Origin of the sequence: Maricaulis sp., assembly GCF_048270095.1 — a bacterium.
In the GTDB taxonomy this organism is placed as follows: Bacteria; Pseudomonadota; Alphaproteobacteria; order Caulobacterales; family Maricaulaceae; genus Maricaulis.
Window position 1 is genome coordinate 39,211 of the sequence record NZ_JBLWTL010000003.1, and the last position, 21,585, is coordinate 60,795.

The following is a 21,585-nucleotide window of genomic DNA, read 5'->3' on the forward strand; positions in this document are numbered from 1 at the left end:
CGTCCTTGAACGCCATTTTCGGGAGTGCGCTGATCGCCACTCTTTGGCTTGCCAACCCTGTCCATGCGGCCGAGCTCGCCGCACCAAGCCCGATGAACCAGACCCCGCCACCGGCCGCCACGCTGGCTGCCGGGTTCGCACCGGGTCATCTGCCCTTCTCGCTGACCATACGCGACGAACTGAGCGTCGATTACGAAACCTTCGCCATTTTCGCCCGCCCCGGCGAGCAGGTGCGCATCCGCGCCGACCGGCCCTTGAGCTGGACCGACGACATGGTGATGCGCGCCGCCTCACCCGAGCTCGACTGGACAGCCCCCATGCAGCCCGGCCTGTCACGGGTCAGCCTCGAGGATGGCGAGGGCCATGTCATGACCCTCAATCTGATCGTGATGCGATCAGCGGACGGCGATAGCATTAATGGCTATCATCTCGGCAGCTATCCCAGCGAGCCCTACCGCGGCCACGAGAATTACCGCGCGCCGGAATTCTTCCTCGAAGTCGATAGCGATCTGGGCGAAATAGCGGTCTCGCCGCACTTCCGGCTGGGTCAATTCCTGTGCAAGCAGGAAGCCGATGGCCCGCAATATCTCGTCCTGAGCGAGCGCCTTCTGGTCAAGCTCGAACGCATATTGGAAGCGGCCAACAGCCATGGCTGGCGCACGGACGGTTTCACCGTCATGAGCGGCTACCGCACGCCCGCCTATAATGCCGATCTCGGCAATGGCGAGAATTCACGCCATATCTATGGCGGTGCCGCCGACATCTATATCGATGTCGATGGCGATGAGGTGATGGATGATCTCAATGGCGATGGCGTGCATGACCGCCGCGACGCCGCCGCCCTGTTCGATCTCGTCGAATCCCTGGCCGACAATCCGCTTTTCGCCGGACTGGCTGGCGGTTTGGGCGAATATGCGCCCAATGCCTGGCACGGCCCCTACGTCCATGTCGATGAACGCGGATGGAATGTGCAGTGGGGCCGCTAGACGCTAGCCAAAGCTCTTGGCCGCCATCCGCCGGATAAAGGCTTTGGTCTCGGCCGGCCTGTTGATCTGAACCATGTGACCGATGCCCGGCAGGACTTCGGCATCAAGCTGCGGGATGCTGCTCCGCAGGGCGTCCAGATTGATGGTCGCGTCAAGGATGCGGTCGCTATCGCCATAGATGACGCCGGCCGGCATCTTGATCTCGGAGAAGCGCGCCGTCAGTGCCGGCATATCGAGCCCGACCGCGGCATAATCGGTCGACGCTGTTACGAAGGCACGCGGACGCAATCCCAGCAGCCCGCCGCCACGCAGGCGGAAATCGGCGGGCGCTTCATTGGGGCCGAAAACGAGGCGCAACGTCGCATCACCGGTGCGGATCGACATCGGAACCGCCAGCGTTTCGCCGACCAGACGCCGTATCAGCGGACTGGCGATCTTAAGCGCGTTGAAGGCCTTGGCACCCTCTTCGGGGAGTTTGGCGAGGGGCGCGATCAAGGCAATGCCCGAGATCGAATCCGGATGGTTCAGTGCCAGCGTCAGGGCCACGGCACCGCCCAGCGAATGACCGACGATCAGGGGTTTTTCGATACCCTTTGCCGCGAGAAACTCGGCGATCATCCGCGCCTGTTCCGGAATACGGGCCTGCTCATCGCTGTCGCGGGCTGAATAGCCACTGCCGGGGCGGTCCAGTGCGATGACGCGGAAATCATCCTTCAAGGCGTCCGTGGTCGAATGGGTGAAATTCTGCAAATGCCCGGCGAGCCCGTGAATCATCACGATCGGACGGCCCTCGCCCTGGTCGAGATAGTGGATCTTGCCGCCCGTCACCGTCGCAATCTCACCCGCAGGCGGGATCGCGGCTTCAACCCGGCGCGCCACCATGTGCGACCAGATGCTGAGCCCGGCCATGGCCGCAAGGATGACCAGAACCAACCCGCCAAGAACCATCAAGAGAATTGAAGTCATGAGCCTGTTCCTCGTTCCACGGCCGGTTGTTCGGCGCTCGCATTGCGGCCAACCAGGCTCCAGTAATGGGCCGGCAGGAGGCGCTCGACCAGCGCCATGAAATGGGCATCACGGCCGACCAAAACGCGCGGGCGGCGCCGGGCTACGCCGCGCAAGATGATTGCAGCCGCCTGCTCCGGCGGCATGACGAGGAATTTGTCGAAGGCTTCCTGGCCCCGGGCCAGCTCCGCCGGGTCCGCATTGGCCGCGTGACGGGCATTCTTCGCGATTGATGTCCGGATACCGCCGGGATGCACGGTGGTGACGCCAACTGAAGTGCCAGCCAGCTCGTGCCGCAGCGAGTCGGAGAAACCGCGAACTGCAAACTTGCTGGCGCTATAGGCGGTCTGGCCCGCCGGGGCGACCAGGCCGAACAGGCTGGAAATATTGGTGATCTGGGCTTGATCGGGTTCCCGCAACATGGGCAGGAAAGCCCGCGTCATGCGCACCACGCCCCAGAAATTGATCGACATCAGCCAGTCGAAATCCGCCTCAGACACATCTTCGAACCGGCCGCCGACCGCGACACCGGCATTATTGAACAAGAGCGCCGCGCCGCCATGCGCCAGCCGCACCGCGTCGGGGAAAGCGGCTATTGCCTGAGCGTCGGACACGTCGAGATGATGCAGGCTGATCCGGTCGGCAGCGATCCCGGTGGACGCGGCGACCCGGTCGAGGCCCTCATGATCGATATCCGCCAGCGCCAGACGGCAGCCGCGTGCGGCCAGGCCGTGGGCCAGAGCAGCGCCGATGCCACTGGCCGCTCCCGTGACAACCGCCGTGCGGTCAGCGAAGTCGAACTGGGCAGGCATGGGCACTCCTGAGGCTGGGGTCGTCACGATCCGGACAGATCGCGAATACTTGCCCAAGTATGCCACATCGCCAAGCTGCAAAAGCGGGAAACCGGAAACTTCTCTTTTCCGGTATGGCCGCCGGATCAGGGTGCCGGATCGCTTTCCGGGCCCTGGCCAGTGTCTGGCTTGGGCAGGCGCGCCGAAACCCAGCGCCCGACCACGTAGAAGACCGGCGTGAAGATCAAACCGAAAATCGTCACGCCAATCATGCCCGAGAACACCGCAATACCGAGCGCCTGGCGCATTTCGGCACCCGCACCATGGGCGAAGGCCAGCGGCGTCACGCCGAGGATGAAGGCCAGCGCCGTCATCAGGATCGGCCGGAGACGTATGCGGGCCGATTCAACGGCGGCCTCACGCGGCAAGAGCCCGTCGCGTTCCTCGGACTGTTTGGCGAATTCGACCAGCAGGATGGCGTTCTTCGCTGCCAGGGCGATCAGCACGATCAAACCGACCTGGGTCAGGATATTATTGTCCATCCCGGCCAGATTGACCCCGATCATCGCCGCGAGAATACACATCGGAACGATGAAGATGACCGCCCAGGGCAGGGTGAAGGCCTCATACTGGGCGGCCAGGACCAGGAAGACGAAGACCACGGCGAGGGCGAACACAAACAGTCCGGAATCGCCGGCAGCCTTTTCCTGATAGGCCAGCTCGGTCCATTCATAGGAATAGCCCTGCGGCAGGACCGCGGCGGCGATCTCTTCCATCGCCTCGAGCGACTGGCTGGTCGACATGCCCGGCGGAGTGCTGCCCTGAACCTCGACGGCAGACAGGATATTATGCCGGACGACACGCACCGGCCCGGAATCCGCCGTCACCGTTGCGACAGCAGAGATCGGGACCATTTCGCCCGTCGATGAGCGGACGCGCAAGCGGCCGATATCGGCAATATCGTCACGCGAAGCCGCGTCGGCCTGCGCCATGACCCGGAAGGTTCTGCCCAGGAAGTTGAAGTCATTGACGTAACTGCCCCCGAGATAGACGCCCAGGGTCTGGTAGACCGCCGACGGGTCGACACCGATCCGTTGCGCCCGCTCACGATCGACATCGACGCGGACGCGGGGCGAGCCGGTGTTGAACGTCGTATAGACGCCCGCCAGACGAGGATCCTGATTGGCCGCACCGATCACCGCATTGGCGGCCTGTTGCAGCGCTTCCATGCCCCGGCCGTTACGGTCCTGGATCATCATCTTGAAGCCGCCGCCATTGCCGAGACCGCGGACAGCGGGCGGTGCCATGATAAAAGCGAAACCTTCCGGGATGGCCTGCCCGAGAACGCCGGTCAGGCGCTGGGACATAGCGACTGCACTCAGTTCCGGATGTCCCGTCCGCTCTTCAAACGGATCGAGACGAATAAACATGGTTGCGGCGTTGGAACTGGAGGTGAAGCTCGATCCATCCAGGCCGACCAGGGCCGCCAGCGTGTCGACGCCCTCGGTCTGGAGCAGCACGGTCTGGGCGCGCTGAATGACCTCGTCGGTACGGGCCAGGGAGGCACCCGGCGGCAACTGGACGACACCGATCAGGAAACCCTGATCCTGTTCGGGAATGAATCCGGTCGGGGTATCGGTCAGGCGCCAGGCCGTCAGGCCGAGCAGGCCGGCATAGACGATCAGCACGATCGCAATCGCCCGGACCAGGCGCGCAACGGTGGCGCCATAGAAGCCGGACAGCCAGTCGAAGCCCTGATTGAATTTGCGGCCGGCGAAGCGCAGCGGTGCCAGCAAGCCACCGCGTGGTTCAATGGCGGCATGAGGCTTGAGCAGAAGGGCGCACATCGCCGGTGTCAGGGTCAGCGAGACAATCAGCGAAATCATGGCCGCGGAGGCGATGGCCACGGCAAACTGGCGGTAGAAGATGCCTGGAATTCCGCTCAGGAAAGCGGTTGGCACGAAGACCGATATCAACACCAGTGTCATGGCGATCAGGGCGCCACTGACTTCGGTCATCGATTTGCGCGACGCATCGCGCGCTGACAATCCCTCGCGCATCAGGCGCTCGACATTCTCAACCACGACGATGGCGTCATCAACGACAATGCCGACCGCCAGCACCATGGCGAAGAGCGACAGGGAATTGATCGAATAGCCCAGCGCCAGCTGGACTGCAAAAATCCCGATGATGGAAATCGGGATCGCAACGATCGGGATCAGTGCCGCGCGCCAGCTCTGCAGGAAGATGACGACGACAAGAACTACGAGCAGCACGGCTTCGAGCAGGGTGGACTGAACGGCTTCGACCGAAGCGCTGACGAATTCCGTCGGGTTGTAGGGAACGATATAGTCCATGCCCTCGGGGAAATTGAGGGCGGCCTCGCGGACGGTCTCCAACACCCGGTCGGTGGTGGCGATGGCATTGGCGCCAGGCTGCTGGATAATCGCCATGCCGACGCCGGAAATCCCGCCGAAATAGCCCCGCATCAGATAGGATTCTGATCCCAGCTCGACCCGGGCAATATCGCTCAGACGCGTCACTGCACCATCGGCATCGCGGTTGACCACAACATCAGCGAACTCCTCCGGCCCGATCAGGCGGCCACGCACCTGGACCGGCAATTGGAATGCGGCCGGCTGGCCGTCAGCAAAGGGCGGCTGACCCAGATTTCCGCCAGCGGCCTGGATGTTCTGCGCGCGCAAGGCGTTGACGACATCGATCGCATCCAGCCCGCGCGCGGCGGCGCGGTCCGGATCGATCCAGACCCGCATGGCATAGCTTCCCGCCCCGAATATCCGGACATCGCCGACACCATCGAGGCGCAGAAGCCGGTCGCGCAGCTCGGAATTGGCGTAATTGCCGAGATAGTCGGCATCAAGGGAACCATCGAGTGAGCGGATCGCGAACAGGAGCAGGAAGCCCGTCGCCTGGGCCTCGACCTGGACTCCGGTCTGCGTCACCGTCTCTGGCAATCGCGGCGCGGCGCGGTTGACCCGGTTCTGCACAAGCACCTGCGCTGTATCGATATCCGTGCCGGGCTGGAAGGTGACGGTCACGGTCGCCTGACCATCCGCCGTCGAGGAGGAGGTCAGATAGAGCATGTTCTCGACGCCATTGATCTCCTGCTCCAGGGGCGCTGCGACCTGGCCGGCGACATCCTCGGCCGTGGCACCGGGATAGCTCGCCGTGACGGCAATGGTCGGCGGTGCGATCTCGGGATATTGCGAGAGCGGCAATTGCGGATAGGCAAATATGCCCATCAGCGTCATGAAAACCGCCAGCACCATCGCAAATATGGGACGGTCGATGAAGAAGTGAGACAGGCGCATGGCGTGGTATCCTGGGCGGATGCGATAAGGCGGGAGCGGTGTTTACTGCTCGACGGGATAGGCTGCGGATGCGGGCTGCGCCTGGGTCAGCGCGGTCGGCTGCTCCAGATCCTGCCGGACCAGTTCAACCAGCTGCGGCGTGACCGTCACACCGGGGCGGGCGCGCATGATGCCATTCACGACCACCCGGTCGGTGGGCTCCAGGCCGGCGGAAATCACCTGTAGATTGCCGCTCGGCGGGCCGGGCGTGACGACGCGCGGCTCAACGATATTCTCGGCATTGACGACATAGACCAGGCGCCGCGGACCATCGGAAAGTATGGCGGTTTCGGGCACCAGGATGGCCTCGTAAAAAGCGCTGCCGCCGACGCGTGCCGCGCCGAGCATGCCCGGGCGGATCAGCCCTTCAGGGTTGGCGACCCGTGCCCGCACCCGGATCGTGCCGGATGTTGAGTTGATGCGGTTGTCGGCAAAGACGATCTCGCCGACATGCAGATATTCGGTCTCATCCTGCAGCCGGATTTCGACGCGGGAGACATCATCGGTACGCTCGCGGCGCTGATAGCGCAGATAGACAGCTTCCGACGCGTCAAACTCGAAATAGAGCGGATCCGAGCCGACAATCGTCGTGAGAATATCGCCGGCAGAATTGCCGCCCGACACCAGATTACCCGGATCGACCATGCGCGAGGACGTCCGTCCTGCGGCCGGGGCCGTCACCTGGGTGAATTCCAGATTGAGCGCGGCTGCGGCCGAATTGGCATTGGCCGAGGCCAGGCCCGCTTCGGCCGTGCTGACGGCGGTCCGGCGTTGCTCGATCGCTTCCTCCGAGATCGCCCGCGAGGGCAGGAGGCGCTCGGCCCGGTCCAGATCGGCGCGGGCCTGGGCCAGCTGCGCCCGGGCCTGGGCCGTCTGGCCATTGGCTGCAGCCAGAACGGCTTCAAACGGGCGCGGGTCGATCGTGAACAACAGATCGCCAGCCTCGACGATAGCCCCATCCTCGAAATGGACCGCCTCCAGATAGCCACTGACGCGGCTGCGGACATCGACATGTTCCGGCGAGTCGAAGCGCCCGGTGAAAGCATCCCAGTCGGAAACCCGCTCGACCAGTGGCAGGGCGACATCAACACCCGGCGCACCCGGCGCCTGTTGCGAGCCACCGCCGCCGCCACAGCTGGCGAGGGCAAGAGCGAAGCAGAAAAGAATGAAGCGGGGAGCGAGGCGTGCCATGTCGAGTCCTTGGAAAATGGGCCGATTCGGACGCAGCTGCAGCGACAAGTCATCGGTCGATGACATACGTGCGCCCGATGGCTATGATATGTCAACAGCTGATGACAAGCTGTGACTGCGAATCAGGATTGTTTTATGACCAAGCCCGCCCGCCCCCGTAATGCCGAGGCTACACGCGCCGCGATTCTGGCCGCCGCGCGCCATTGTTTCTCGCGCGAGAGCTATGACCAGGTCGGGGTTCGCGACATCGCCATCAAGGCCGGCGTCGATGCCGCCCTCGTCTGCCGCTACTTTGGCTCCAAGGAAGATCTATTCGCCCAGCTCCTGCTGCGTCCGGACAAACCCCTCGATGTCATCGAGGCCGGCCGCGACGGGCTCAGCGTCCGGGTCGCGGAGATGGTCGTCAGCAAGGATGGTGACCAGGAAGCGGTTGAAGACCTGCTCATCATGCTGCGCTCGGCCTCGTCCAAGACGGCGGCGAGCCTGGTGCGCGACGCGATGGTGCAGCGCTTCGATGAACCGATCACGCAATTGCTCGAGGGCAACTGCCCGCAATTGCGCGCCCGCATGATGGGCAGCGTCATTATCGGCCTGATCGTCAGCAAGATCATCCGCGGGGCCTGGGATATCGAGGCGCCCGGACAGGCCGCCTTCCAGCAGCGCATCGAGGATCTCGTGCGTCTCAGCATCAAGGACTTCTGAGACCGGGATCAAGGCCGATCGCAGGCCGCACGGGCGCCGCCCGGCTCGACGAGACAGACAATAAGGGCGAAACCGCCCGTCTATCCCCTACCGGCCCGCCCCCAGACGGTATACAGCTTGCCGACTGCGCGCCGCCCGGCCCGAGGTCCGACCGCCCCTGAAAGGATGATCGTCATGAAAATCGCCATGCTCGCCCGCAATGCCAATCTCTACTCGCACAAACGCCTGAAAGAGGCAGCCGAAGCGCGCGGCCACGAGCTCGACATCATCGATACGCTGCGCTGCTACATGAATATCGCCTCGCGCAATCCGGCGATTTATTACAATGGCGAGAAACTGCCGAAATACGACGCCGTCATCCCTCGGATCGGTGCCTCGGTGACATTCTACGGCCTCGCCGTGCTGCGCCAGTTCGAGATGATGGGCGTCTATCCGCTCAATGAATCCGTCGCCATTGGCCGTTCCCGCGACAAGCTGCGCTCGCTGCAGCTGCTGGCGCGCGACGGGATTGGCCTGCCGGTGACGACATTCGCCCATGATCCCAAGCAGACCACCGAAGTGCTCGCCGTCACCGGCGGCTCGCCGCTGGTCATCAAACTGCTCGAAGGCACGCAAGGCATTGGCGTCGTGCTGGTCGATTCCGACCGCTCCGCCAAATCGGTCATCGAAGCCTTCCGCGGTGCCGGGGTGAATATCCTGGTGCAGGAATTCATCAAGGAAGCCGGCGGCAGCGATATCCGGGCGCTCGTCGTTGGTGGCAAGGTCGTTGCCGCGATGCAGCGCACCGGTGCAAAGGGCGAGTTCCGCTCCAATCTCCATCAGGGCGGCACCGCCCAGGCGGTGAAGATCTCGCCGGAAGAGCGCTCGACCGCCGTGCGCGCCGCCAAGAGCATGGGGCTGAATGTCTGCGGCGTCGACATGCTGCGCTCCAATCACGGACCGGTGGTGATGGAGGTCAATTCCTCGCCCGGCCTGGAAGGCGTCGAGAAGGCGACCGGAATTGATGTCGCCGGCAAGATTATCGAGACGCTGGAGAAGACAAGCGTGCCCGGCAAGACCAAGACAAAGGGCGCTGGCTGATGCCGGCCCGCCCCGTTTTCCAGATCGGCCGGCATGAAATTGCTGCCGGCAGCCGCGCGACGGTCGACCTGCCGGTCAGCGTGCTGTCAGATCACACGCCCGTCACCATGTCGGCGCATGTCGTGCACGGCAAGCGCGCCGGCAAGACGCTGTTCGTCAGCGCCGCGGTCCATGGCGACGAGATTATCGGGGTCGAAATCGTGCGCCGCCTGCTGCGCAATCCCGCCCTGAACCGGCTGCGCGGCACATTGCTGGCCGTGCCGATCGTCAATTCCTATGGCTTCATGTCGCATTCGCGCTATCTGCCCGACCGGCGCGATCTCAATCGCTGCTTTCCGGGCAGTACCCAGGGATCACTGGCGGCGCGGCTGGCGCACATTTTCATGACGGAAATCGTCAAGCGGTCCGATGTCGGGATTGATCTGCACTCGGCCGCCATCAACCGCACCAATCTGCCGCAAATCCGCATCTCGCCGGCCATGCCGCGCACGATGGAGCTGGCCGAGGCCTTCGGCGCGCCGCTGATCCTGACCTCGAAAACCCGTGAGGGCTCATTGCGTTACACCGCCCAGGAAGCCGGCGTCGATGTACTGCTCTATGAGGCCGGCGAAGGCCTGCGCTTCGACGAATTCGCCATCCGCGCCGGTGTGACCGGCATCATGCGCGTCATGCGTCATCTGGAAATGCTGCCGGCCAAGGACATTACCCGCCCGCGGACCCCGCCCATGAAGTCACGCTCGAGCTATTGGATGCGGGCGCCGGCCGGCGGTCTGATGCGCAGCTACAAGACGATTGGCGATCAGGTGATGGCCAATGATGTGCTCGGCGTGATCGCGGATCCATTCGGCGAGGTCGAGATCGAGCTGGTTGTTGAAGAGCCGGGCCTGATTGTCGGCCGCACCAATCTGCCGGTCGTCAACGAGGGTGACGGCCTGTTCCACATTGCCAAGCTCAGCAAGGCAGCCGACGCGGAATCGACGCTCGACAACATGGCGCTCGAATTCGAGGCTGACCCGACCTTCGACGAAGACGAGATCATCTAGCCAGTCCGGCGATACGCGGATGCGGGAAAGGCCGTGATCGCGCAGGCAGGGCGATGCGCCGCCCCCGTCCCTTACCGCGCCGGCGCCTCCTGGCCGGCGGCGAAGCCCAGCAGGAATTGCTGCACGCCGCGCCGGATATTGGCGAGGCTATAGCCACCTTCCTGCATGATCAGCGTCTTGTATTTCTCCCGGCCGATGGCTTCGGCGATGCGGTGCATACCGTCCGGCGTGATGAAGAAATTCCCCGTCGGATCGCCCTTCATGATGTCGACGCCGAGACTGACGACCAGATAGTCCGGCGCGAAAGCCCGGACCCGCCGCAGCGCCCGGGCGAGCACGGTGAGATAGCCGGCATCATCGACGCCGGGCCGGATGGGGTAATTGCGATTGAAGCCCAGCCCCGCACCGCGGCCGCGCTCATCCTCGAAGCCGGCGAAAAAGGGATAGCAATCCTCCGGATGACCGTGGATCGAGACGGTCAACACATCGTCTCGTTCGTAGAAGATGTCCTGGGTGCCATTGCCGTGATGATGGTCGATATCGAGCACCGCCACGCGGGCCGGTTTCGCTGTCTTTCCGGCGGCCTTGCCCTGGCCTGACAGGTGATGCGCAGCGATGGCGGCATTGTTGAAATAGCAGAACCCGCCAAAGGCGCGCCGCTCGGCATGATGGCCCGGCGGTCGCACCACAATATAGGCCCAGCCGGTCTTGCCATCCTTGATCAGCCTGGCACCCGTGAGTGCGGCATCAACGGCGCGGCGTGCGGCGGGGTAGACGGCGCGGGTCAGCGGCGTCGAGGTGTCGATACAGAAATACCCGGCCCGCATCTCGAAATTGCGTGGCAGGCGGTCAGCATGGCGTATCGGGAAGATTTCCGGATAGACGATGCGCCCCTCGGGGATGCGGGTCGCGGTCTCCTCCAGGAATTTCACCATGCGAGGATCATGGACCTCGAGGATATGCTCCAGCCCCCAGCGGCTCGCCTCATGATCATTGACCGGCAAGCCTTCCAGCGCCTTGCGTACGGCAGCAACGCGGGCGGGCCGCTCATAATAGCCCTTGAAGGGCGAGTGCTCGATCGAGGGCGCTTCATCGGCTGTGATCACAACATCAATCGGCCGCGCCAGAGCGGGCAATTTCTTCTGACGGAGATTGGTGTATTGCGGCGGCCGGATCCGCACCGGCTCGTCCTGGATCGAGGCCAGCAATTCGACCAGAACCGGATCGTCGGCGGTCATGCCATTCTTGGCCTGCATGATACGCGCGATGACGGTTTTCAGCGTGCGGCGATGGAGCGGTCTTTCGTCGCCCATGCCGTCATGCAGCAACATGTTGGCGTCACCCATATTCGACTTTGTGACAAGGCGCTCATAGCCGGTGCCCAGCACGGGCCGCGCCCCGAGGCGTTCATAAAAGGCCATGCGCCGGCGGCCATCGGCGAGGAGTTCGTGCTCATTGAGCAATCCGGCCTCGTCGGGGAGGCTGTCGAGGAAAAGCCGCCTTGATCCGCGCTTGCGCTGATCCTCGCGCGTCATCTCGTAAAGCGCCCCGCCAATCCCGCGCGAAGCACGCGCCGGATCGCTGGCGATATAGTCGAGATAGGAGGCCTTGATATCGGCAAAAAAGAATGTGACGGAGAAGCCGAGCACCTTGCCGGCCTTCGTGGCGCACAGCAGAATGACCTCGCAATCGGGCGGGTATTCTCCGGCGGAGTAGTGGGCGATCTTGTCGATGTAACTCGAATTGAACGGGAAGGCCTTCAGGAAAACGTCCTGTATCCCTTCCAGATGGCGCTGATAGTCCGGATCAATCCCCGCTATCACCCGCACGAATTTCAGCATTTTACGTGTTCCGCATCGCAAAAAGCCAGACCGATACTCAACGGCGTCCCGCAAGCGGAAACATCCCGATCGGCCTGTCGGGCAAGGTGATTTCTCCCTTGTCCGTCACTGGAGTCTCAAATCGCATGACACAAAGCAAGCAAGAAGTTTCGCGCCGCTACGACCTCTTCCCGACGCCGGTCATGACCTGGGAGCATGAGGCCCCCGATCTCAATGCCGCGCTGAAGCAGGCCCTGGTCGATGACCCCTTCTATCGCAGCGCCGACCAGGCCCAGAAATCCGACTCGATCAATCTGTGTGACCTCGCCGGCAAACTCCCCGCCTTCAAGAAATTGGAGACGCTGGCGCTCGCAGATCTCACCGAATATTGCCGCCAGATCGGCTGGATCGGCGAGTTCGATGTCGAGATGCAGATGTTCGCCAATGTCTCGGCGGCGCGCCATTATGTGCCCTCGCACAATCATGTCGCCCATATCGCCTCGGTGTATTATGTCGCCACGACCCCGACCGAGCGGCCGGTGCTGGAAGCCCAGTCGGCGATGAAGAATTACTGGCAGCCGGCCGAGGGCGCGCTGATCCTGCACGATCCACGCTTCAACGCCTCGCTGATGGGGGGCTGGCAACACCACGCCCATGTCCATCCGCGCCCCGGCCTGATGATCATGTTCCCGGCCTTCGTCTGGCATGAGGTCGTGCCGCATTTCCAGAGCGAGCCACGCCTGTCGATTGCGGTGAATTTCACCCTCACCTATCGCAATGTCGACCAGGCCCAGAAATTGACGAGGCTGACCGTCAATCCCGCCTGACCTGGCCGCTCCCGCCATCATGGATTGTCCCGCCCGATATTATGTCATAGTGTCTGCCACAATAATACGGGCACAGAGAGAGCGAAGCGGGGAAGCCATGCGCGCGACAACAAGCGGAATTCTGGCCGGGCTGGGCCTGATCGGCGCACTCATGGCGACGCCGCCATCCCTGGCACAGCAGGCGCCGGCCGTGCCTGCCGAGCGTCCCAATTTCGTGCTCGTGCTGGTCGATGATGCCGCCTTCATGGATTTCGGGATTTATGGCGGCGAAGCCCGCACCCCGGTAATTGACCGGCTGGCGCGGCGCGGCATGATCTTCTCCAATTATCACTCCTCGCCGCTGTGTGCGCCGTCGCGGGCCATGCTGCTGACCGGGCTCGATAATCACCGCACCGGACTGGCGACCATTCCCGAAGTCCTGCCACCGGAACATCGTGGCCAGCCCGGTTATGGCATGAGCCTGGAACCCGGCGTCGTCACCGTTGCCGACCATCTTCAGGCGGCCGGCTATCGCACCTATATGACCGGCAAATGGCATCTCGGGCATGGCGAGGGCGATCTGCCCGATGCACACGGTTTCGACCGCTCCTTCGTGCTCGACGCCTCCGGCGCCGATAACTGGGAAGAAAAACCCTACATGCCCTATTATCGGACCGCGGACTGGTTCGAGGATGGCGCGCGCGCGCATTTGCCGGACGAATTCTATTCGTCCGAATTCCTGGTCGACCGGATGATCGATTATATCGATGCCGATGCCGGCAGCGCCGATCCCTTCTTCGCCTATCTCGCCTTTCAGGCGATTCACATCCCGATCCAGGCGCCCGCCGCGTTCACCGCGAACTACCACGAGACTTACAGCCAGGGATGGGAAGCCTTACGGCAGGCTCGCGGCAGGCGAGCGGTAGAGCTGGGGCTGGTTTCCGCCACAAGCTCAATCATGCCGCTACCGGAGCGCATGCGCGCCTGGTCCGACCTGTCCGAGGCCGACCAGGCCCTGTATGCGCGCTCGATGGCGGTCAATGCCGGCATGCTCGAAGCGATGGATCACCATCTCGGACGCCTGGTCGAACATCTTGAAACAACGGGGCAATTCGACAACACGGTTTTCATTGTCACCTCCGATAACGGTCCCGAGCCCAGCCATCCGGTCGGCGAACCCGGTTTCGGCACCTGGATGACTTTGCATGGCTATAGTCGCGAATTGGAAAATCTGGGCGAAACAGGCAGTTACGCCTTTATCGGCCCGGAATGGGCGATGGCCGCAGCCGCTCCGTTCAACCTGTTCAAATTCTATGCCTCGGAAGGCGGATTGCGCGTCCCCTTCCTGATCACCGGGCCGGGAATTGCCCGCGGCCAGCACAGCGAGGCAGCGGGCTATGTCACTGACGTAACACCAACAATTCTGGACCTTGCCGGCCTGTCAGAGCTGACCGGGGACGTCACCGGACGCAGTCTGCGCGCTGTCATAAGCGGTGAGGCTGATAACGCTTATGCTCCTGATGATGCAGTGGGTTTCGAGGTTTCAGGCAATTCGGCCCTGTTCCGCGGCGACTATAAACTGGTCCGCACCATGCCGCCCTGGGGCAATGGAAACTGGCAATTATTCAACCTGGCCGTAGACCCCGGCGAAACCTTCGACCTCGCACCCGGACAGCCGGAACTGGCCGCCACCATGCTTGCAGACTACACCGCCTACGCCGAAGCCAATGGCGTACTGGACCTGCCCGATGGCTATGATGTGCACAACCAGATCTCCATCAATGCCACCCTGCGACAGCTGGAATTCTATGGCTGGCAGCTGGCATTTGTGATCCTGCTGATCCTCGGACTGGGCGGATTTGGCCTCTACCAGGCAGTCAGCTTCTGGCGTCGCCACTGACCGGCCCGGCATCCGGCCCCGCGTCGAAACTTGCCAGGGCTGCAGCCAGCATCACACGCGCAGCCTCCTCTGGCGGCAAATTCTGATCCGACCGCAAGCGGCGCCAGAAGTCGAAACAAGTCACCGCAGACAGGCTCTCGGCCGTAACAGAATCCAGCAATCCGTCTGGATTGACGGCCGAATCCAGCCGCTCGCGCTCCATCGCCACCAGGAAGGCATGATCCCCTGCGAGCACGCCGGAACGGTGGCGGTAGGCCTCGGCGGCGAGGCGGAAAGGGGTCATGTCCTCGAACATGGAGGCACGGTTCCGCACCAGCCTGATCAGCCGTTCGCGGCGGTCCGGGGTCGACAGGTCCAGCTTGGCGCGCGGCAGGAACTCGTCCCGCAGGGCAATGACAACCTCGCGATTGAGCGATTCCATATCCTGAAAACAGCGGAACACCGTGCGCGGACTGACCTTGGCACGCTCGGCCACCGCCTGGGCACTCGGCGAGACGATGCCCGACCGGATCAGCTCGAGAAAAGCCGTCACGATCCGGTCGCGGTTTTCCGATCGACGACGCGTGCGCCCGTCACCCGATTGCGCTGTGCTGGATCCGGCTGTCGTGGTCACACGGCCCTCTTCATCTTCCAGCGTCCGAGCATCAGGACCAATAGAAGGCCAGTATCGGCTGCGAACAGAGGCAGGGCGGCAAGCCCGTCAGGGTCGACAACCATGCCGACAATTCGACCGGCCAGCAAAAGCATGGCCCAGGCGACAGGTATGTCCAGCTTGCTCCCATCACCTGCCAGGGCAGCCCTGCCGGCCAGCCCGCCGATGAGAATCAGCGAGGCGCCAACATCACCACGCATGAAATTCAGACCGATCGCTCCGTCAGCCTGCAGACCCAGCGGGCCCATGATGAGGTCCGGCGTGATCAGAAATGCTGTACCGAGCACACACAGCACGAGGGCGGACAGCGCGGTTGCGGCTCGCAGAATCATTTGCATGGCATTTCCCCAAAACCTGACGGCGTCCCTCGCCAAACAATTGACGCACCGTATGACATATCCTACCGTCACTCGCAATCACCGGCCTTGTCAAATGCCGGATCGGAGAGACCGCATGATCGAACTCTACACATCCGCCACACCCAATGGCTGGAAAGCCTCGGTAACGCTCGAAGAGCTGGGCCTGCCCTATGAGGTGCACGCCATCGATCTGATGCAGGGCGCCCAGAAAACACCCGAGTTCCTGGCAATGAATCCGAATGGCCGCATTCCGGTCATCCGCGACCGTGACGCCGATGATTTTGTCGTGTTCGAAAGCGGCGCGATCATGATCTACCTCGCCGAAAAGGCCGGACGGCTTATGCCCTCAGATGCCAAGGGCCGCTCACGCGTGATCCAGTGGTTGATGTTCCAGATGGGCGGTCTCGGACCCATGATGGGGCAGGCCAATGTCTTTTATCGCTACATGCCCGAGAAGATCGACGTGGCAATCAAGCGCTATCAGGGCGAATCCGCCCGCCTGCTCTCAGTGCTCGACGGGCGCCTGGCGGGGCATGAATACTTGGCCGGTGAATACTCGATCGCCGATATCGCCAACTGGTGCTGGGCCCGCACCGCATCCTGGTCCGGCGTGGACCTTGAACCCTACATTCATTTGAAGCGCTGGATCGCCCAGATTGCCGAACGCCCGGCTGCCCAGGCGGGTATCAAGGTCCCCTATGATCTCGCCGAAATGCTCGCGAAGACTAAAGGCGACGACGCCGACAGCGCCGCGGAGCGTTTCGCCAAGGGCGCCCGAAGTATCGTCAATACAGGTGAGAACGGGAATTAGAAGATGAATACGCGGCTCTGGATCATCATCGCTGCCATCGCCGCCGTCCTGGCGATCGGCTATGGCGCTTTTGCGAAATACGGAATCGGACTTCCAGGGATAGTCGACCGCCTGCGGGATCCGATCCTGGCGACCCAGCCGGTTGTCTGGGAACAGGGCCCGGCGACGGCCTCGATGGCCCCCGCAGAGCGACAGCCCAATATCATCGTCATCCTGGTCGACGACCTTGGAATCAACGACATTTCGACCTTTGGCGGCGGCGTTGCCGGCGGCTTGTTGCAAACGCCCCATATCGACGCCCTGGCCGCTCGCGGCGCCATTTTCACGAATGGCTATGCCGGCAATGCCACCTGCGCCCCGTCGCGTGCCGCCATTATGACGGGCCGGTTTGCGACCCGGTTCGGCTTTGAATTCACGCCCGCGCCGGTACCGTTTCACCGCTTGCTCGGCTCGTTCGACTTTGGGCCTCACCCGGCAGTTTACCATGCCGAGCGGGAGAGCGAGGCCATCCCGCTGAATCAACAGGGTCTGCCGACGAGTGAAATCACCATGGCCGAATTGCTGCGTGACCAAGGCTATCACACGCTGTTCTTCGGAAAATGGCATCTGGGCGGAGCTGAAGAATTCCGGCCACAGAACCAGGGTTTCGACGAATGGCTGGGCTTCATGCCCGGCGCAGCGCTCTTCATGGACGTCAATAACCCCGATGTGGTCAATGCAGTCGCCGATTTTGATCCGATTGACCGCTTCCTGTGGCCCAACCTGAATTTCGCGGTGCGCCATAATGGCGGCCAGCGCTTCCACCCAGACCGCTATATGACCGATTATCTGGCCGAGCAGGCGGTGGCCTCCATCGAGGCGAATGCGAACCGGCCCTTCTTCATGTATTTTGCGCTCAATGCGCCGCATACACCGCTACAGGCCCTGCGCTCCGACTATGACGCACTCGCGGCGATCGAGGATGAACGCCTGCGCGTTTACGCCGCCATGATCCGTGCGGCCGACCGTGCTGTCGGCGAGATCGTCGCCTCGCTTGAAGAGCAGGGCATTGCCGACAATACGCTGATCGTCTTCTCCAGCGATAATGGCGGCGCCAGCTATGTCGGCTTCCCTGAGATCAATGCCCCGTATCGCGGTTGGAAGGCGACCTTCTTTGAAGGCGGAATCCGGGTCCCGATGTTCGTCAGCTGGCCGGCCCGTATCGCAGCAGGAAGCGTGGTCGAAGCGCCAGCCGCCCATGTCGATATTTTCGCTACGGCAGCCGCCGCAGCGGGCGCGCCGGTCCCGCAGGACCGCGTGATGGACGGGATTGATATGCTGGCCGTGATCGATGCAGCCGGCGCCGCACCGCAGGAGCGCGACCTGTTCTGGCGGTCGGACCGCTATCGCGTCCTGATGCGCGATGGCTGGAAGCTGCAAATCTCCGAACTGCCGCCAAGAACCTGGTTGTTCAACCTCAATGATGACCCGACCGAACAGGTCAATCTGGCAAGCACCGAGCCGGATCGCCTGGCCGCCATGACCGCAGCGCTCAATGCCATCGACGCCGTTCAGGCCGACCCGATCTGGCCGAGCCTGGTGGCCCCACCCGTGTATATCGACCGGCATATTCTCGAACCGCGATCCGTGGATGACGAGTATGTCCACTGGGCGAATTGAGGGATGCGGATGCGGGTCTGGCTGAGACGGCAAGTTTATCGCGCCCTGACGAGCCCCGCCCGGCGCGAGGCCAGGCGCAAGCGCGTCGAGGCCAAGCGTGTGCGGCGCGAGGAACCCCATCGGGTCCATTATTTTCATCGCCCGGGCGACCCTGCCTGCGCCTTGATGGCGCCGCTGGCCGCTGCCCTGTGCGAACGGTTCGATATCGAGTTGACCGTCCATCTCACAGGACTTCCTGCCGCCGATGTCAATCCCGACCCGGAACGCTTGCCCGACTATGCCCGGCGCGACACCGCCGCATTGGCGCGGCATTTCGGCCTGCCTTTCACCGATCCCGGACACGCGCCTGATGCAGCACTGGAAGCGCGCGCTGCCACGATCATCACCGCGGCCCTGAACAGCCATGAGGCGCTGCAGGCCGCCATCGCGACGGATGAAGCCCTGTGGCACCGCGACGACGCTGCCATGTCCGCCGCAGCCGCCGGTTTCGGCGAGGCCAGTCCGGAGGCTGCCGCGAAGGCGGCAGAACTCGGCTCGGCCCTGCGCGACGAACTCGGACATTTCCAGAGCGCCACGCTCTATTATGGCGGCGAGTGGTATTGGACCGCCGACCGGCTACACTATCTGGAAGCGCGCCTGACCGACCTCGGCGCCACGCGCGCCGGTAAAGCGAGATCTCCGCTCACGCCGACCTTGCTCGAAAGCCAGGCGAGCGGCGACAGCGGTGGCGTCCTGGACATCTATCCCTCCTTGCGCAGCCCCTACACCTATCTGGCCATGGAGCGCGCCTTCGCGCTCGCCGACCGCTGGCAAACCCGGGTCGAGATCCGTTTTGTTCTGCCCATGGTGATGCGCAGCCTGCCGGTACCGCGCCGCAAGGGTCAATATTTCCTGCTCGACGCGCAGCGTGAGGCGGAACGCCTCGGCCTGCCCTTCGGCAATATTTGCGACCCGCTCGGGCCTCCGACCGAGCGCGGCCTCGCCGTGCTCCATTATGCGATGGGCCAAGGCAAGGGTCGCGAGTTCCTGACCAGCTTCCTGCGGGGCGTCTGGGCTGAGGGCGTTGACGCCGGATCGGATCGCGGCTTGCGCCAGCTCGTCGAACGCGCCGGTCTGGACTGGGTGGCCGCCAAGGCAGCCCTCGGTGATGACAGCTGGCGCGCCGTCGCGGAGAGCAATCGTGAGCGCTTGCTGAAGCTGGGCTTGTGGGGCGTGCCCGCCTTCCACACGGGCGATCTGTCGGTCTGGGGCCAGGATCGCCTCTGGCGCATTGAACAGGCCCTTTCAGCCCGGGCCGAAGCCCGCCCGTCATGACCAGCCAAGGACAACCAACATGATGAAACGCGTCCTGTTCGGGGCTCTCGGCCTCGCCCTGCTCGTCACCGGCCTGGCCTTTGCCTTCCAGGCTCAACTGGCCCGCGCCCTCTATGAGCGCCGCGTCGAGCGCCAGATGTCGCTCGACCGGTTGGCTGAGCTTCCCGACGGTTTGCACCTGGCGTTCTGCGGCACCGGCTCGCCCCTGCCCGATCCATCGCGCGCGCCGAGCTGCGCCGTCGTGATCGCGGGAGACCGGTTGTTTGTCGTCGACTCCGGTGCAGGGTCAGTCAGCAATCTATTGCTGATGGGGATACCCGCCGGTGAGATCGAGGCGGTCCTGCTGACGCATTTCCACTCCGACCATATTGGCGGGCTCGGCGACCTCGCGCTGCAACGCTGGATCGGCGAAGGGCATAACGAACCCCTGCCCGTCCATGGCGCTGCAGGCGTGGAGACGATCGTGGCCGGCTTCAACCAGGCCTATGCGATCGACGCGACCTATCGCACCGGGCATCATGGCGAGACCATTGCGCCGCCTGCGGGCTTCGGAATGGAAGCCCGGCCCTTCGCGATTGCGGGCTTCGATCAGACCGCGCCGGTCAAATTGCTCGAAAATGGCGGGCTGACGATCTGGGCCGTGGCAGTTGACCATGCTCCGGCCAGCCCGGCTGTGGCCTATCGTTTCGACTATCAGGGACGTTCGCTGGTGATGAGCGGCGATCTTGTTGCGGATGCCTCGCCGGGCTTCCAGGCCCTCGCCGCCGGAACAGACCTGCTGGTTGTCGAAGCGCTCCAGCCCGACCTGCTCGACATCATCAATGAGGGCGCGCGGGCCCGCGGCAATGACCGTCTGGATACGATCATGATCGATATCCGCGACTATCACACCACGCCGGAACAGGCCGCTTCTACTGCGCGCGCTGCGCGGGCACGGGCCCTTGTGCTCAATCACATCGTCCCGGCGCTGCCCAGTCGGAGCCTCAACGCCGCCTTTCTCGGAGATGCCGCTGCGGCCTACTCCGGACCGATCCGGATTGCCGAGGACGGCCTGGTTGTGAGCCTGCCCGCGGGCGATGATGGTGTCAGCTTTCAGTCCTGGCGCTGAGGGGAATAGAGCCATCATGCAGAAATGGATCCTTGGTTCCGTTGCGGTTTTATTGGCTCTGAGCGGTGTCGCAGCCGTCTCCTGGTTGCTCGACCGGGACCCGGCCGCTGAACCGGCAGCGCTGCGGCATTGCACCGCTGCGCCGGCCGACGACCGGGTTTGGATTGCTGCCGGGCGCTATCAAATCGGCGCCACACCGCGTTATCGCGAGGAGACCGGTCCACAACAGGTGGACACCAGCGGGTTCTGGATTGACCGGCATGAAGTGACGAATGTGCAATTCGCGCGCTTCGTCGCGGCGACCGGTTACCGCACGATCGCCGAACGGGCGCCCGACCCCGCCGCCTATCCCGACATTGACCCTTCGGCTCTGGTCGCCGGCTCCGCGGTGTTCGGCGTCAGGGCCGGTCAGGGCTATTGGTGGAGCTTCATCCCGGGTGCCAGCTGGCAAACACCCCATGGTCCGGGTAGTTCAATCGAGGGCCAGGATGACTATCCCGTCGTCCATATCGCCTATGCCGACGCTGCGGCCTATGCCGCCTGGGCGGGCGGCGAATTGCCAACGGAAGCCGAGTGGGAGGTCGCGGCCCGGGCCGGCCAGGCTGGCGCCGAGTTCGAATGGGGCGATGAATTCCGGCCGGACGGGCAGTGGCGCGCCAATAGCTGGCAGGGCCCCTTCCCGGCGATTGACACCGGCGATGACGGTTTTGCCGGACTCGCGCCCATCGGCTGCTATGAACCCAATGAACTCGGCCTGGTCGACATGACCGGCAATGTCTGGGAGTGGACGTCCAGCCCGTTCAGCGCCGATCCCGCGACCGGCACAATTCGCGGCGGGTCCTATCTGTGTGCGCCCAATTTCTGCGCTCGCTTCCGGCCAGCGGCACGGCAGGCGCAGGAGTGGGACTTCTCCGCTTCGCATATCGGCTTTCGCACCGTCAGCCGCGCCCCGGGACCAGACTGACGGACGATGCGCTTGAAATATGA

18 protein-coding genes are annotated in these 21,585 nt (G+C 63.5%); 11 read left to right on the forward strand and 7 right to left on the reverse strand.

Features of this window, described 5'->3' with window-relative positions:
* Nucleotides 1-5 precede the first annotated feature (5 nt).
* Nucleotides 6-986 carry a D-Ala-D-Ala carboxypeptidase family metallohydrolase gene (locus tag ACN0YJ_RS03100; protein WP_417495308.1) on the forward strand — a complete coding sequence of 327 codons (981 nt, stop codon included), beginning with the start codon at nt 6-8 and terminating at the stop codon, nt 984-986.
* Nucleotides 987-989: 3 nt separating this feature from the next.
* Here the strand turns inward: ACN0YJ_RS03100 and ACN0YJ_RS03105 are convergent, their stop codons facing one another.
* From ACN0YJ_RS03105 to ACN0YJ_RS03120, 4 genes are all read right to left on the reverse strand, one after another.
* Nucleotides 990-1,952, reverse strand: a complete 963-nt coding sequence (locus tag ACN0YJ_RS03105; protein ID WP_417495309.1) for an alpha/beta fold hydrolase — start codon at nt 1,950-1,952, stop codon at nt 990-992.
* Nucleotides 1,949-2,803, reverse strand: coding sequence for an SDR family NAD(P)-dependent oxidoreductase (locus ACN0YJ_RS03110; RefSeq protein WP_417495310.1), 855 nt, complete (start codon nt 2,801-2,803; stop codon nt 1,949-1,951). Before ACN0YJ_RS03110 ends, ACN0YJ_RS03105 begins: the two co-directional genes overlap by 4 nt.
* Before the next feature lie 125 nt (nt 2,804-2,928).
* Nucleotides 2,929-6,114: an efflux RND transporter permease subunit gene (locus ACN0YJ_RS03115; RefSeq protein WP_417495311.1), complete on the reverse strand. Its 3,186-nt coding sequence runs from the start codon at nt 6,112-6,114 to the stop codon at nt 2,929-2,931.
* 42 nt (nt 6,115-6,156) lie between these two features.
* Entirely contained in the window at nt 6,157-7,344 is a 1,188-nt protein-coding gene (locus ACN0YJ_RS03120; protein WP_417495312.1) for an efflux RND transporter periplasmic adaptor subunit, read from the reverse strand.
* Between the two features lie 135 nt (nt 7,345-7,479).
* On the opposite strand from ACN0YJ_RS03120, the gene ACN0YJ_RS03125 reads away from it, so the two are divergent.
* The 3 genes from ACN0YJ_RS03125 to ACN0YJ_RS03135 all read left to right on the forward strand — a co-directional run bounded on the left by ACN0YJ_RS03125 (nt 7,480) and on the right by ACN0YJ_RS03135 (nt 10,169).
* Nucleotides 7,480-8,046 (forward strand): TetR family transcriptional regulator, encoded by a 567-nt coding sequence (locus ACN0YJ_RS03125; protein WP_417476851.1) that lies wholly within the window; start codon nt 7,480-7,482, stop codon nt 8,044-8,046.
* A gap of 174 nt (nt 8,047-8,220) precedes the next feature.
* Nucleotides 8,221-9,126, forward strand: coding sequence for a 30S ribosomal protein S6--L-glutamate ligase (gene rimK, locus ACN0YJ_RS03130; protein WP_091765700.1), 906 nt, complete (start codon nt 8,221-8,223; stop codon nt 9,124-9,126).
* Complete coding sequence (locus ACN0YJ_RS03135; RefSeq protein ID WP_417495313.1) at nt 9,126-10,169, forward strand: succinylglutamate desuccinylase/aspartoacylase family protein; 1,044 nt, start codon at nt 9,126-9,128, stop codon at nt 10,167-10,169. The genes rimK and ACN0YJ_RS03135 overlap by 1 nt, the downstream gene beginning before the upstream one ends.
* Nucleotides 10,170-10,240: 71 nt before the next feature.
* On the opposite strand, the gene ACN0YJ_RS03140 is transcribed toward ACN0YJ_RS03135, so the two are convergent.
* Complete coding sequence (locus ACN0YJ_RS03140) at nt 10,241-12,010, reverse strand: histone deacetylase family protein (protein WP_417495314.1); 1,770 nt, start codon at nt 12,008-12,010, stop codon at nt 10,241-10,243.
* 125 nt (nt 12,011-12,135) lie between these two features.
* Between ACN0YJ_RS03140 and ACN0YJ_RS03145 the strand changes: the two genes are divergently transcribed.
* Entirely contained in the window at nt 12,136-12,816 is a 681-nt protein-coding gene (locus tag ACN0YJ_RS03145) for a putative 2OG-Fe(II) oxygenase (RefSeq protein ID WP_417495315.1), read from the forward strand.
* Between the two features lie 97 nt (nt 12,817-12,913).
* Entirely contained in the window at nt 12,914-14,695 is a 1,782-nt protein-coding gene (locus tag ACN0YJ_RS03150; protein WP_417495316.1) for an arylsulfatase, read from the forward strand.
* Here ACN0YJ_RS03150 and ACN0YJ_RS03155 read toward each other — a convergent pair.
* Entirely contained in the window at nt 14,673-15,308 is a 636-nt protein-coding gene (locus ACN0YJ_RS03155) for a TetR/AcrR family transcriptional regulator (protein WP_417476846.1), read from the reverse strand. The genes ACN0YJ_RS03150 and ACN0YJ_RS03155 overlap by 23 nt on opposite strands.
* Nucleotides 15,305-15,685, reverse strand: a complete 381-nt coding sequence (locus tag ACN0YJ_RS03160; protein WP_417495317.1) for a hypothetical protein — start codon at nt 15,683-15,685, stop codon at nt 15,305-15,307. Before ACN0YJ_RS03160 ends, ACN0YJ_RS03155 begins: the two co-directional genes overlap by 4 nt.
* 115 nt (nt 15,686-15,800) lie before the next feature.
* Between ACN0YJ_RS03160 and ACN0YJ_RS03165 the strand changes: the two genes are divergently transcribed.
* Genes ACN0YJ_RS03165 through ACN0YJ_RS03185 form a run of 5 tightly spaced genes read left to right on the forward strand, consistent with a single transcriptional unit; the run spans nt 15,801 to nt 21,562 of the window.
* On the forward strand, nt 15,801-16,517 hold the full coding sequence (locus ACN0YJ_RS03165) for a glutathione S-transferase family protein (protein ID WP_417495318.1): 717 nt from the start codon (nt 15,801-15,803) through the stop codon (nt 16,515-16,517).
* Nucleotides 16,518-16,520: 3 nt separating this feature from the next.
* Nucleotides 16,521-18,176: a sulfatase-like hydrolase/transferase gene (locus tag ACN0YJ_RS03170; RefSeq protein WP_417495319.1), complete on the forward strand. Its 1,656-nt coding sequence runs from the start codon at nt 16,521-16,523 to the stop codon at nt 18,174-18,176.
* Nucleotides 18,177-18,185: 9 nt separating this feature from the next.
* The gene (locus tag ACN0YJ_RS03175; RefSeq protein ID WP_417495320.1) at nt 18,186-19,490 is read left to right on the forward strand and encodes a DsbA family protein; all 1,305 of its coding nucleotides are present in this window, start codon (nt 18,186-18,188) and stop codon (nt 19,488-19,490) included.
* A 19-nt stretch (nt 19,491-19,509) separates the two neighbouring features.
* On the forward strand, nt 19,510-20,598 hold the full coding sequence (locus ACN0YJ_RS03180; protein WP_417495321.1) for an MBL fold metallo-hydrolase: 1,089 nt from the start codon (nt 19,510-19,512) through the stop codon (nt 20,596-20,598).
* Nucleotides 20,599-20,614: 16 nt separating this feature from the next.
* Nucleotides 20,615-21,562, forward strand: a complete 948-nt coding sequence (locus tag ACN0YJ_RS03185) for an SUMF1/EgtB/PvdO family nonheme iron enzyme (protein WP_417495322.1) — start codon at nt 20,615-20,617, stop codon at nt 21,560-21,562.
* The last annotated feature ends 23 nt before the right edge of the window (nt 21,563-21,585 follow it).